The 14,052-nt window shown below is 41.2% G+C and carries 11 protein-coding genes and 1 pseudogene; 3 read left to right on the top strand and 9 right to left on the bottom strand.

Going from position 1 to position 14,052, the window contains the following annotated elements; genetic code table 11:
* Positions 1-625: 625 nt before the first annotated feature.
* Positions 626-2,416 (top strand): annotated as a pseudogene (locus tag H515_RS13220) (helicase-related protein); the annotation flags it as partial.
* A 64-nt stretch (positions 2,417-2,480) separates the two neighbouring features.
* Here the strand turns inward: H515_RS13220 and H515_RS0108035 are convergent.
* From H515_RS0108035 to H515_RS0107995, 9 genes are all read right to left on the bottom strand, one after another.
* Positions 2,481-3,485 carry a nucleotidyl transferase AbiEii/AbiGii toxin family protein gene (locus H515_RS0108035; protein ID WP_025072879.1) on the bottom strand — a complete coding sequence of 335 codons (1,005 nt, stop codon included), beginning with the start codon at positions 3,483-3,485 and terminating at the stop codon, positions 2,481-2,483.
* On the bottom strand, positions 3,470-4,177 hold the full coding sequence (locus tag H515_RS0108030; RefSeq protein WP_025878057.1) for a DUF6088 family protein: 708 nt from the start codon (positions 4,175-4,177) through the stop codon (positions 3,470-3,472). The genes H515_RS0108035 and H515_RS0108030 overlap by 16 nt, the downstream gene beginning before the upstream one ends.
* Positions 4,178-4,269: 92 nt before the next feature.
* Positions 4,270-4,518 (bottom strand): helix-turn-helix domain-containing protein, encoded by a 249-nt coding sequence (locus H515_RS13215; protein ID WP_025072880.1) that lies wholly within the window; start codon positions 4,516-4,518, stop codon positions 4,270-4,272.
* Positions 4,519-4,522: 4 nt separating this feature from the next.
* Positions 4,523-4,753, bottom strand: a complete 231-nt coding sequence (locus H515_RS0108020) for a hypothetical protein (RefSeq protein WP_025072881.1) — start codon at positions 4,751-4,753, stop codon at positions 4,523-4,525.
* Positions 4,754-4,771: 18 nt separating this feature from the next.
* The gene (locus H515_RS0108015; protein ID WP_028901819.1) at positions 4,772-6,439 is read right to left on the bottom strand and encodes a fimbrillin family protein; all 1,668 of its coding nucleotides are present in this window, start codon (positions 6,437-6,439) and stop codon (positions 4,772-4,774) included.
* Positions 6,440-6,514: 75 nt separating this feature from the next.
* Positions 6,515-6,820 (bottom strand): helix-turn-helix domain-containing protein, encoded by a 306-nt coding sequence (locus tag H515_RS0108010; RefSeq protein ID WP_025878059.1) that lies wholly within the window; start codon positions 6,818-6,820, stop codon positions 6,515-6,517.
* Positions 6,808-8,868: a bifunctional DNA primase/helicase gene (locus H515_RS0108005; RefSeq protein WP_028901818.1), complete on the bottom strand. Its 2,061-nt coding sequence runs from the start codon at positions 8,866-8,868 to the stop codon at positions 6,808-6,810. The genes H515_RS0108010 and H515_RS0108005 overlap by 13 nt, the downstream gene beginning before the upstream one ends.
* Positions 8,865-9,245 carry a MerR family transcriptional regulator gene (locus H515_RS0108000; RefSeq protein ID WP_025878223.1) on the bottom strand — a complete coding sequence of 127 codons (381 nt, stop codon included), beginning with the start codon at positions 9,243-9,245 and terminating at the stop codon, positions 8,865-8,867. Before H515_RS0108000 ends, H515_RS0108005 begins: the two co-directional genes overlap by 4 nt.
* 6 nt (positions 9,246-9,251) lie before the next feature.
* Complete coding sequence (locus tag H515_RS0107995; protein ID WP_025064766.1) at positions 9,252-9,587, bottom strand: helix-turn-helix domain-containing protein; 336 nt, start codon at positions 9,585-9,587, stop codon at positions 9,252-9,254.
* Between the two features lie 1,201 nt (positions 9,588-10,788).
* On the opposite strand from H515_RS0107995, the gene H515_RS0107985 reads away from it, so the two are divergent.
* The gene (locus tag H515_RS0107985; protein ID WP_028901817.1) at positions 10,789-12,402 is read left to right on the top strand and encodes a BACON domain-containing protein; all 1,614 of its coding nucleotides are present in this window, start codon (positions 10,789-10,791) and stop codon (positions 12,400-12,402) included.
* Positions 12,403-12,438: 36 nt separating this feature from the next.
* Positions 12,439-14,049: a BACON domain-containing protein gene (locus tag H515_RS0107980; protein ID WP_028901816.1), complete on the top strand. Its 1,611-nt coding sequence runs from the start codon at positions 12,439-12,441 to the stop codon at positions 14,047-14,049.
* Positions 14,050-14,052: the final 3 nt, after the last annotated feature.

Here is a 14,052-nt window from a genome sequence, read left to right as displayed (position 1 = left end):
AAGTTAATACTGTCTATGTTCTTTTTCAGTCTGATAAGATACCCGCAATAAAAACGGTAAAGAGAGAAAATCCGTAAAATAAAAGTGGGATGGATTGTATCGTGTGTGCGAAAATTGATTAATGCAAAGCCTTTTCGTAGAGTCCTGCATATCTCCCTTGACTGCCGAAAGTGGCGTTCGTTATGTCAAGGGGGCTGAAATTGGTAAAATCAACGTTGTCTTCATAAGCATGAACGTTTAAGTTGTTTTTTCCTAAGCGCAAATATAGGTTATTCTTCTTTAATTTGCAAGGAATTGCACAGAAAAATTTTATTTTTAACACGCAAAAGGATGATGAAGACAATAAAAAGGGAGTATTAGACAGCAAATTCACGACGAGGATGGGCTTTGGACATAAAACGCCAATTCAAGTGCGGAAAAATGAAACGGACTGATAAAAAAGTGTGGCTTTCTCTTGTTTTCATCGAAAATAAAGACTACCTTTGCAATGTTAGGTAAGTGGTCTTTGAGGCATTGCAGAATAAAGAGAGGGAAAGAAACTCGCTCGTTTCCAAATCGTTCACCTTTTATTATTCTATATTATGTTTTCCTTTTGTAATCAGCCGATTACATTCGCTCCTATTACTTTTATGCGGAGATTTGCGATTTTCGCACTGCCAAGGACATCGGTATCGACCGCCCAGAGAAGAACGAGATACTACACAACATACCGCCCACGCCCGAACAGGAAGAATTTATCGGCAAACTGATGGAGTTCGCCAAGACGGGCAATGCCACACTCTTGGGACGTGCACCACTGAGTGAGAGTGAGGAAAAGGCGAAGATGCTTATCGCAACCGATTACGCCCGCAAGATGAGCTTAGATTTACGCATGATTGATGAAAATGGGTACTCAGACCATATCGACAACAAGGCAAGCCATTGTGCGAAACTCTTGAATGACTATTATCAGAAGTACGATGCACAGAAAGGTACGCAGTTCGTTTTCTCTGATTTGGGGACTTACAAGCCCGGCGGAGACTTCAATATCTATTCGGAAATCAAGAGAAAATTGGTAGAGGACTATCATATCCCGTCCTACGAGATACGTTTTATTCAGGAGTGCAAGAACGAGAAAGCCAAGAAAGCAATGGTCGATGCCATGAACCGTGGCGACATTCGCATTATCTTCGGTTCTACCTCTATGTTGGGAACTGGAGTCAATGCCCAGCAACGGGCTGTGGCTATCCATCATTTGGACACGCCTTGGCGACCGTCAGACCTTGAGCAACGCAACGGGCGTGCCATCCGTAAAGGAAACCTTGTTGCCAAGGAGTTTGCGAACAACAAGGTCGATGTGATTATCTATGCCGTAGAGCGTTCCTTGGACAGCTACAAGTTCAACCTGCTGCACAATAAGCAGCTATTCATCAATCAGCTGAAGACGAATACGCTTGGCAGTCGTACCATTGATGAGGGGTCGATGGACGAGGACAGCGGTATGAACTTTTCAGAATACGTAGCAGTGCTTTCGGGCAATACCGACCTTTTGGAAAAAGCAAGACTTGACAAGAAGATTACCACCTTGGAATCCGAGCGCAAGAACTTTCTCCGTGAGCGTGATGCCGCAACGGGCAAGCTGGCAGAGATTGAGAGTTCCGTGTCCTTCCATTTCGACAAGATTAAGGAAGCTAAAGCTGACTTGGCTTGCTTTGAGCAGCGTGTGGAACGGGACAAGGAGGGACTGCCCGTCAATAAACTGACAATCAAAGGTGTAGAGGACAGCGCCGACATAAAGGTCATCGCCGCCCGTCTGCATGAGATAGAGGAAAAGGCTCGTACCAAGAGCGAGTACAATAAGATTGGTGAGGTTTACGGCTTTTCCATCATGGTCAAGACGGAGAGCACTTCCAAAGACTTGTTCGATTGCTCGGTGAACCGCTTCTTTGTCAAGGGACAGGAAAGCATCTACTATACCTATAATAACGGTAAGTTAGCGGCAGACCCGAAACTTGCCTGTGAGAACTTCGTAAATGCCTTGGAGCGTATCCCTAAGGTGGTAGAGTCGCATGAGAAGGAAATGGCAAAGGTTGTTGCAAATAAAGAAGTTTATACTAATATTGCTAACAGTTCTTGGAAGAAAGAGGACGAGCTTCGCTCACTTAAAAGTGAAGCTGCGGAGCTGGACAGAAAGATCGCACTTACACTTGCTCCACCAGAGGAGAAAAAAGAAGATGTGCAACAAGTTGGCATAGAAGAGGATTTACAACCACCCATAACTGCTTATGAAAGACAGACGAAACTATCATCAACAACTTCAACCTCAACTATCCCTGACAATCCTCTGTCTGCCCAAAATGAAAATCAGCAAAATATCATAGACCAAAAGGACATGACGAGTAATACCATTGTGGCCAAACCCAAATGGAGAATGTAGTGTTGGGTAGGCCAGGTCTGCAAATGAGGAGGCATATGCCCTGATTTGCAGACTTGAATATGTGTTATTGAGCGCTCATTTTTTCAATATGCACCTTCTCCAAGGATTTCAGTATTATAGCAAATGATGACTTTATTACTTCCGGGGAAGGTATCGGTCGATAAGCAATCAAAGACAAGTTCTTTTCGTATATGGGAGACAAAGACGCCCATAGCGCATCAAAGTCTGTCATCAACGGAGATGCACTTAAATTTTCCAATTCACCCCATCCTTTCGGTTCGGCAAAAGCCTGACGGTCATGCCTTATAAGACTCTCCACATCACTTGCAAACGCTTTGTCAAGAACATAATCCCGAAGTTGCCCAATCGATAATAAGGCATCCAAATCATAGAAATGGCGTATTTTAGCCGATAAGGCGGTGAGTGGGCTATCGCTCATTGAAAAGCGGATGAGAGAAACGGTTTTCTCACACAATGTTTGTTTAAGCGACAATACGTTCAATTCAAATGGGTCAAGGTGGTATTCGGTGATAAAATCATTCATACCTTGACTCTTCAGAAATGTAGTTACAAAGGGTTCTATCACACGTTTCTCATTTGGGAACGGATTGGCAAATGCACTAATTTCCACAATTATACGGGCAGGAATTGGATTTGTACTTGCGTCCAGTTCTATTTTGGCGTCATAGTGGAATGCCTGTTTCCTATATTTCGAGCCTTTGGATATGTCTGGAAATTCTTTATCTTCCACCAAACCTGCTGTTACCTCTTTCATGAGATGCGACAGGAGCGTTTTGACTTGGTTGCCGCTCATTTGCTCGCTGATGACAGCGAAATCGACATCCTCTGAAAATCGGTTGATGAGTTGATATGCCTTGGACAACGAAGTTCCACCCTTAAACACTATTTGCGGAGCATAGGCACTCATTGATAACAATCGGAGTACCGTTGATATGTAATAGTCTTTCTCTATCAGTTGGACAGGGATGCCCAAAGCATCTGAAGTTGCATGAACAAGGTCCGCAAACAGCTCAGGATCTAAATGTAATTCTTTCATTCTATGTTCCATTGATTGGAAATTGATTTTGATGAGAGTCCAATCCTAAATCGCGTCAGTGGACTCAATGTACGATGCAGTTCTGCGGCCAAAGGCTCCTCGTCGAGCATGGAGCCTAATAAGGCTCGCGTAAGCGGAGAATATCTCATAGCAAGCTCCACCAAGAGTTTTTTCCTCTTTTGGCTATATCTATTCACTTTGGTTTTAAGGAGTGAATACGATTTATCAATAGCCGTATCGGGTATTTTTTTTATCCACTTTAAGCAATCCAACAATCGTAATAGCTCAATATTTTCCCGGGTAATCATATTTTTCTGCAAAACGAATCGTATGGCATATATCCCGCGTCTTCGTCTTCGGCCAGGGAAGTTCGTTCCAATTTCAAGCGTAGTTGACTGTTGTGTTGTCAATCCCAATAAGTTAAAGGCATAAAGACCTGTCAAATAACCAATCGGAATGTCGTTCTTGTAGAGCAAATCCTTGAACCGTTCTTCCAACGCCGGACCGACAATACCAAACTTCGTTTGCTTGGGCTTGTAATAAACACCCGGACTCAACCGCTCTATCGCTCCTTCTTGAACAAGCCGTCCCAAGGCAACTACGGCTGCATTCTGTTCTGTACGCGAAAGTTTCAAATCTTCCATACGAAAGACTTTACCTTCCTCAAATCCCAAAACCCTTTTCCTTATTGTCTTACTTGTCATACTTGCCCTTGTTTGGTGCAAAGGTACTCTTTTTGTTGTGTAAATGCAAGTATTTACACAACAAAAAGAGAGGAGTAGCCTATCCAAAACACCTACCATTTCTCCTGTTTTCGTACCATTTCATCTATCTCCTCACGTAAAAACAACAAACGTCCATTGGCTTTGAGATAATGAATTTTCCCTGTTGCAAACCCATTTATAGATGTTTTTTGTTCCACTTTGAGTATCTTGGACACATCTATGATATCCAAATATTCGGGTTTCAATGGAGGATGAACGGCAGTATCTATTTCTTGTTCCCGCAGGACAAGCAGACGGTCGAGTTTGCCCTCGACATTCATGAGTTTATCGAACAGGCGTCTCTATTTCATCTTCCCAGACATGGAAAAAATGTTTTGCATTTGTTGAGTTTACTTCTTCATCATCAATCCAGTCGTCTACTCCAACTTCCATCCTCGGATTCTCACTTGGAGAAGTTGCTGCCAGTACAGGTTCGCCCATTTCAAAAATCGTAATTTTTGGTGCTATATATTTCTTCTTTATCTGATTATTTATTTCTATTTTTTTTGTTTCCATCTTTTTACATTTTAAGAATTAAAATTTAAATACAGGACGTATAAAACAGCCTCCTAGTGCAGTACGGTGCCATTGTAAGTATTGCTTACCCTTAATATCATATAACCACAAAAATGATGAGTTCGAATTCTCGGAAACATTAATCCAATAACGGGATGGTTGCCAATCGTAATACGGTGGTAGGTATCCTATAAAACAATCATGATAAACCTCGTCTTCACCATACCGTTCTGTTGATTCCATAAAATCATTAAGTCTTCCATAGTCCCACGGTTGGGTTGTATAATGTGGTTTATTACTATATTTAGTACCGCCAAAAGCATCAAATATTAAATCAAAGTCTTTGAATCTTGGCACATACCATCGGGGCCAAGATGGTGCTACTTTCTGATATTCAGAAAGGTATGTGTCTACTTTCTCCAATTCCTCTATTAAAAACAAGTTAGTCCTGTCCGGGCTTTTTAGATTTCGCAAAGATATGGCAAGTCCATGTTTGCTATAAGGTGCAGGGCCGTTACCATTATCACTTATATATGCAATCATGGCAACGGGTTTCTCACCTGCATTGTCTGCTTCCTCACAAGTGGAGAAAATATTGCCAGCATCGGATATCACCCAACCAAGTTTAGGCTCTTGGAGTGTTGTATTTTGGTCTGGGTAGCCAATAAAGTCATCCGTAATGGTAATCGTGTATTTGTATCTTTTTCCTGCTTTCAAATCAGCTTTGAAAGGAAAATAAGTAATGCCATAACTATTGTAGTCGCCAACAACATATTGATCTGTGCTGTGGTTATAAATTTTACATTTAACCCATACATAGGAATAAACGTTTTGTGCGTCATTCTCACCAATAGCCTTATTAATGTCTGCAATTCTAACGCCTGACTTGGGATTCCACGGTTGATGATTCAACGGAACGAGAAAAATGTCTTTGCTGGCATTAAGATATGATTTATCTGCTTTTTCAAAGTTGTCTATATCAAATGAATATTCGCCAAGTCCTAAATAATCCCCTGCCATGCGTGTTTGAACCGCCCCATTTCCCAGCATTGTAAACTCTGCTTCATGATACACCCCCTTTAAGCCGATTTGCTTGATGTTCATGATTTCAAGATTGTTTGACATATTGGAAATTCCAAACTTGATTTGTGAAAGGAGGTGATGGAATTGTAATTTTACGGTACCATGATTAGCTTGTTTATATTCATCAGATTCGAAAGCTGCCATATAATCCTCGTTTCCCCCCGAATATACACCAAGGCTTACCTCGTGGTTGCTCCATACATCTATTTCCGGTCTGCTTCCAAAATTATTGGGAGAGTTGACCGCAACAAAATGCAGGGATTCATTTTCTAACCATCTCTTTCTCTTATTCTCGTCTTTATATGAGAATATGCCATTACCTTGATTGACTATTTCTACATTATCCATATATGGTTCTTCTTCTCCTGGGTCGTCAAGGAACGCATACACATAAAAGTTTTTCAACTTCTTGACATAGTTTTGAGAGTCAAACGCTGTACGCGTATGAGTTTGATTGTTCTCTGCAACAGAAAAGTTGATAAAGTCAGAAGGAGATGCTACATTGGATACAACCTGTTCTTCATCAGAACAAGATACCATCCCCAACAGGATAAAGACTAATAACACCACAGCTGGTGAATTTGATAATTTTCGTAATTTCATAAGTTTCTTTTTATTGTTATTGAATTGTCATAACGATTAAAGTTTGATTGAGTGAAAAGGTGAGATAGTTCTTCCTCACTCCTCCCGTTTTCGTACCATTTCATCTATCTCCTTACGTAAAAACAACAAACGTCCATTGGCTTTGAGATAAGGAATTTTCCCTGCCCACACCCAGTTGTAGATGGTCTTTTGTTCCACTTTGAGGATCTTGGACACATCTATGATATCCAAATATTCGGGTTTCAATGGTGGATGGACAGTCGTATCGACGGATTGTTCTTGCAGGACAAGCAGACGGTCGAGTTTGTCCTCAACATTCATGAGCTTATCGAACAGGCGTTTTTGCCAAGTGGCTTCTGTATTATAGTTTATGTACGACATAATTCTCCTTTTTGATAGTTGCCATTGATATCCTGTGCCAAAATATGCTGTTCTTTCATGTAGGCGATGTACTTCTTTGCTGTTCTATCCTTAATTTCCATTTCTCGCATCAGAACATCACAAAGTTCCTGATAGGTGAGTTTGAAAGAATTTCGGAAGGCTTCTCTTATAACGCCAACGAGTTCATCGGTTTTGCGCTTTTCCTTGTCCTCCTTGGACTTCTCACCACGATAGACGTGCATATCCTTTGCCTTGTCCCATCCAAAAAGCATCATCGGTACGTCCAACGGGCTTCCGTCACGGACTTTCAGAGCTTTCACCACCGAGTATTCAGGATTATCATCTTTCTCTATGGAGAGAATGCCTGCCGCCTTGCGTTGAAGTTCGGAGCCAATATGCCCACGGAGTTTGATACCATTTGGCACGAAGTGCAGCACGCAGATGATGCAGGTGTTGTAAATCCCTGCCAGACGGTAAAGCTCATCCACGATGGCAATGCTTTCCGTTTCATCGTTGGCGGAACGTATCAAGTCAGCTATGCCGTCAATCACCACAAGGTGGATGCCCCCATGCTTGTGATGAAACAGGTCCATACTTTCACGGATAAGTTTCAACCGGTCTTTACGGGAAAGCGAAGCGAGATACAGAGAATGATAATATTCAGGTACTGCTGCCAGAGAAGCCCTGCGCAATGTCTTGCCCAAATTCTTGTGGAGTTGTGCCTCGGACTGCTCCGTGTCATAGTGCAGAACTGCCAAACCTTTGGGATTGGCGGTAATCTCTAATCCCAAGGTTTTCTCTATTGGCAGTTGTTCTTCTCCCAATGTTCCAGCAAGAATGGCTCCTACATAGTTACTCTTGCCCGTACCTTCTCCTCCAGTGATGCAGAATAGGTTATCCTGCGTGCCGAGTGGCACACCGTTTACTGCTACTACTGATTTGGAAATGTCTGGTGGATTCTCATAGTCAATTTCACAGGAACGTAACATCATCATGGTTTGGCTGTATAGGTCTGTAAACATTTTGGCAAGTAAATCCTTCAGTTCCGTTGCTCCATTTCCTAAAGCAAAGAAATCAGAAATATCCTTTTCCGTCTTGGTTCCACTAAGTGGAAGTGTAAGATTCAACACTTTGAATTCTACAAAATGTTCAGCCTGTTTATGCGCCTCCCTTACACCTGTTTCATCCGCATCATACAAGAGTATGATATGCCGAAAGCGAAGTTGAAGGCTCTCAATGATGCTTGTCGGTATTTGTGCCGTTTCACTGTTGAAACATATCGCATTGAAGCCGTGTGCATATAACGAGAGCACATCCTTTTCTCCACCTGTGATGAAAAGAATATCACCTTTGGTGGGAATCTGCTCCATACCGAAGCAATAGGTGACTGGCATCCTTCCACCATAGAGGAAGCGGATTTTCGGACTGTGTGGTCGGTATATCTTTACATAGCCGTTTCCGATATAGGCAAATATCGGTTCTGTCGGTGAACTGTGAAGTTCAAACTTCTTGCCCTCGGCAGATACGCTCTCATACCGTTTAAGACTCCGTACCCGAAAAAGCCGGAGTGTATCTTCATGAATGCCATAATGCGCCCAATAGTTCAGCAGTCCATCGTCAAATGGCTGTATCTCGAAACTATATGGGCGTTCTTCCGTACACTTGATGATTTCAATCGTAGGACTGGAGGCTTTAGAATTTTTATATGACGGTGTGATATGCTTGTTATGCTTTTCAGCATCACATAAAGAATACAATCCAAGTTCTTGTACGATGATTTCCAAGACCTCGGGAAAACTCGTTTTCAGATTCAAACTACGCAACGTTGCCACAAACCAGAAGCAATCCCCTGAATAGGTGGTATCGCCATGATCATAGAATTTATAAGAAGAAGTTTTCCTATCATAGTAGATATGACAGGAAGCCCGTCTGTCGTCATAAAAGGGGCTACGGAAGTTTCGGTGAAGATTCACCTCAAAACCAAGGAAATGGGAAAATACATTCAAACCTCCTTGGGTAAGCAAAAGAATCTGTTCTTTTTCTATCATAGTTGTCTGTTTTTAGGGTTAAGACATGAACTCATGATAAGATTGTCCTTAAAACGGTTGAGCCTACCAAGAACCTCGTCATTCCTCATACCTGAAACACGGAGGCGGTTGCATTTCGTGGCAATCACGATAGACTTGAAAAAATAACGCACATCACCACCTTCTGTGTAGCGATACCGCACCAACTGCTTCTTGCGCCAACGGTAAAGGGTGGACTCTGAAACATTCAGAGTCCCGATAAGGTCTTTGGTGGTCATCTCCAGCTCATCGTCTATGTCTTGGATAAGACGGGAGGTGCGCTCGACATACTGCTCAATTCGGTTGAGCCTGTCTATCAGTTCTTGATAGGCTTGGCTTTCTACTGTTATTATTTCCATCTGTCTTTATAGTTTGGTTTGTAAGATAATGTGCTGCGGTCCCAATTCCTTGGCGAGATCCATTATCTTTCCATAAGTCTCTTCGTCAAACACGTCTATGCCCAGTCGGATAAATGGGGGTGGTATTTCTCTTCTTCTCCTTGCAATAGATGCAAGCAGATCACTCTCATCCATTTCCAAAACTTTGGCATAGCTGCAAATTTGTACTATACTCATGGATACGGCTCCTGTTTCCCATCTTGAGATGGTACTTGAGCTAACTTTCAGTTTTTCAGCGATATACTCCTGTGAGTATCCTTCATGTTCTCGCTTTTCCTTTAGGGTTTTGTGCAACTGTTTCATATGTATAAAGTTACAAAAGCACCTAAATTTGAGCAACCCGCCACATTCAAATGTTTGCATCCCATGCAAGGAAGCTTGCATTAGGTGCAGATAAATATTTTGGCAGTGTCAGCATGGAATACCTTTTCCAATTCCTAATAGATTAAAACGAAAAAATACTTTATTATCATTCCGAAATCGACAAAAAAAGATAATTATTATGAAAGCCAGTGCACGGTGCAAGACCCTTTATATATAAGGGCTTGCACCGTGCACTGGAAAATGTAGCAGAAAAGTTTCTAAATATTTATGACACAAAGATTTGGAAATATAAACAAAAAAATCTAACTTTGTACACAGAAAATGAGGGCAAGCATGCTTTCAGCAGATAGTCAGAATAGCGGTCATAAGCCAGTCAGTTTGCTGCTACATTTCTGCTACAGGAACTATCTGAACGAAAAGGTAAACAATTAGCTTTCAGCGATTAGGATATACTGCGGATTAGTTCAGGCTGGTCCACACTAAAAGAATCAAGGAGTTGCAGCAATGCAACTCCTTTTTGTTTGGCCATAGTAGAAATGCCCATCATGAGAATCGCATAATTAACATCAAACTGTCTTTTTATTATAGATATTAAAACATTATACTTACCCACAGTTACTTGAAGGAATCGACTCTGACAACGCACTGTTTCCCTAAAGGTTGAAAGCTTTAGCATCGTGTTCTGAAAAAAGAAGGGTAAGACTTCTGCAACGGATTGTTTTTTTTTGAGAAACCAAATGGAAACGGGACACATTGATAATAGCCTAAATACAGGAACAGCAATCGACAACAAATCATTATCAAAATTTCCGTATCCAAGATTTCAATAGGCTGTCCAGGGCTTTCTTTTTTATATCGCTAATCTACATTTTACAGAATATTACTGACAGAAATTCAAAAAAATTAAAATATAAAAAATAGAATGTCAATATGAGTATAATACTGTTAATGAATAGAAGAATAAAAGAAAAATGAAATAAAAGTTGTTAAATTATTAATGTTTTTTGGTACAAACACTTGTTTTTATCCTCATTTATTAGGATATTTGTAGCGCTTAGTGTGAAAAACAATTAATCATACACAATAGTTTAAAATTCGTATTATACGCAGTTTTTCTGATATTTATTGAAGATTTTTGAATTAATTAAATGTATCATTATTCTATAAAACCTAAAACAAAATGAGATTAAAAAAGACAATCTTTCCTCTTTTACTTGGAGGAATTCTCCTTTCTGTACTTTCGTGTGCAAAAGAAGACGAATTTGAGTTGCCGACGTTGATTCTTTCAGAAACCAGTGTAGCGTTTGACAGAGGTGCCGGTGAACGAAACATCAGTGTCAATACGAATCAAGACCATTGGACTGCCGCTTCGCCACAGGAAGGTGACTGGCTGACATTGATTCAGGATGGAGATATGCTAAAACTGAAAGTAGCTGAAAACAAAATGGGTAACCAACGCATGGGGCACGTCATCGTGAATGCGAATGGGGCTACGGGAAAGATTGACGTTACTCAGAGTGCGGCGGATGTGTCGCTCGAAGTCATGCCCGAGGTTGTCTATCTTCCTCAAACAGGAGGCGAGAAGGTGGTTGATATCTCAACCAATTCAGCTATCTATGACATCACTACCAGTGAGGAAGTAGATTGGTTGAAAATACATAAGTTTTCCGAAGAAATAAAATTGGTGGCAGAATGCAACAACACCGATCAGACACGCATGGTGAAACTTTATGCCAAGAGTGGCGACCAAACGCGTGAAATCGTTGTTTCACAGGCAGGCATTCAGCGTTATCTCCTTCCCATCAATCCGGGAATGCCACAGGATGTTCATAAGATTATGGACTATGAATTGGGACGTGGGAGCTATCTTCGCGAATATCAGCAAGCTATGCCGGGCTTCGGTATTGAAGAAACCTATACCTTCATCACTCCTTCCCCCATATTTACGTTAATGCAATATTGCAGCCCGGACGGTGTAACATCATCGCAGATTATCAATATTGGTGATGGCATGGTTGCCGTAGATGCCGTCAAGGACAAGGCTTTTGAAAAATTCCTCACCAATAATGGTTATACACGCAGCAATTCGGAGTCGGATAGAGAATACTTCAATGAAAAAGAACTTTTATCACTGAAGGTTTTTGTTTCTGAGAAACCGGGTGGAGAGGGAGTAAATCTTACTTATACACCAGTGATAAAACAAGTTAAAGAACTTAAGACTTTCGACAAATTACCTTACTATCCGTTCGAACTCTTGCAGGTTGCTAATGTAAAAGTGCCGGAAGTAGAGGCTTTTGAGAAGAAAGCCGGAAGCAAAGAAGAAGAACGTAGCTATAATGAGTTTAAGAAGACTGAAGTTTCACAAATCCAATATATTCTTAATGCAAGCCAACAACCGGCCTATAGCCGCATTCATATTTTCTACACTACCGGCGAAGATGGAAAGGCTGATGAGAAGCTCGGTAGTGTGCAGATTGGAGCCCTTCTGTTCAAGAACACTGACCTCGGTGTATGGAAATATGGAAAAAAATGGCTTGTTACAAATGAACTTAAGAAAAAGCTTGGCGAAGAAGGATTTTCATTCCTACGCACAACCAATAATACGCATTTCTTTGGTCGTCAACGAGACCATTTGGTCATTGCAGTTACTTGTGTAGTCGATAACAATGTTCCGGTGCTTGCATTGCTGTACAATTACGATAATACCATTTTTGGCGCCGGCAGTAAAGTTGTCAAGGCGCAAGACAAGATGATAAGCAATTTCAATAAAGCTAAGAAAATGCTAAAGTATTAGTCTGTCACATTAAACTCTAATTTAGTATTATTCAATATGCAAATTAAACAATTATATCATTTGTTGCGCCTCTCCACTTTTTGTCTGGTAATGGCAATGGTGGCGAATTGTGCAGACAGTGTTGATTTTGAACAGCCAAAACTTGATGTCTCCGAACAAGCTCTGACATTCAACATACAGGGAGAGGAGAAAACAATTATGGTGAATACAAACTGCAAGGAGTGGATTGCTACATCTCCGAAGCAGTGGATACATTTGACTCCTAATGGCAACGAACTCATCGTGAAAGTTGATGCGAATGTTACCGGAATGGAACGAAACAGCTATATCCTTATCGACGGCGGCTTGGCAGTGAAAAAAATAACTATCAGCCAAAGTGCTGACAATCAGTCTTTGGGTATTTCCGGAGGTGAAGTCGTATTGCCACAGGTGGGAGGCACCACATCGGTAAACGTGAATACTGGTGATATACCCTATGAGCTGATACAGGCAGAAAGTACGGATTGGTTGCAGATTGTCAAAAAGAAACATTCCTTGAAATTTATCTCAAAGCCTAATTATGACACAAAAGAGCGAACAGTTAAACTGAAAATTTCTATAGGAGGAAATAATACTGACGTAGTCGTAAAGCAGCCGGGGGTATGCGCCTTTGTATTGGCATGTAATCCGGGCATACCTTTCAGCCTTTATAAAATGATGAATTTTGAGCACCAACGCGGCAGCCTCTTTGCCGAATATGGTCCTCCAGATCCTTCATTTAATTTATACGAAGAAACATATGTGTTTAGAACTCCCTCCCCTCTATTTAAAGAAGTCTTCTATGTGCATGACACGGAGACTTTCATGCCAACACGTATTTTTACACGCTCATTGGTAAAAGAAGGTGTAGATGCTGTGCGTTCTCAGGAGTTTCAAGACTTTGTCAAGGCGAATGGCTATGTCAGAGATACGAAAGACCCTAACCATTATATTAACGAACAGGAGCTAATGACAATGGATGTGGATATTATGGAAAGCAACAATAGCGTTGTTCTTTTCTTCTGGCAAATGCACATTCAGGATCGTGACTATGAGACGTTTAAGAGCCTCGAGTTAGGTCCACTTCACTTGCTCAATAAAGCTGACAAAAAACTCAGTGCAATAGATAAATATGAAAAATCGCAGAACAGTGAAGAAATAGCTCGGCAAGTTTCCAAGAATAGAGAGATAGAGGCTGTAGCTTACAAGACCACCGATCCATTGCTGATAACGCGAACATACTTTTTGTTTACACGTGGCGGAGACTTCCCGGCACCGAAAGAAATGGTGGGAAGCGTGGAACAGTATAGTTTGAGTTACAGTAATCCAAATCTTGGAATTTGGAGACAAGGTAAGGAATGGTTCGTTACTCGTGAATTTGACAAACTACTTACTTCCAACAATTTTGAATTTATTGGATACAACGGTAAGCACCATGTCTATGCACGCCGTTCCGACTGTCTGACATTGGCTATTTCCGGTGACAAATTCGCTGATATAAATGCAGGACAGCCCGTCATGCAAATAAGCGTTCTTTACAAGCCGGATGTTTTTGCAGGGAGCAAAACTACCATGGTATCCAAAGTGGAAAGAATGCTCAAGAAAGAAAATCGAAGAAAACTACAATAAAAG

The organism is Prevotella corporis DSM 18810 = JCM 8529, from assembly GCF_000430525.1.
Lineage (GTDB): Bacteria > Bacteroidota > Bacteroidia > Bacteroidales > Bacteroidaceae > Prevotella > Prevotella corporis.
This window is presented reverse-complemented; position numbering and strand designations above follow the sequence as displayed.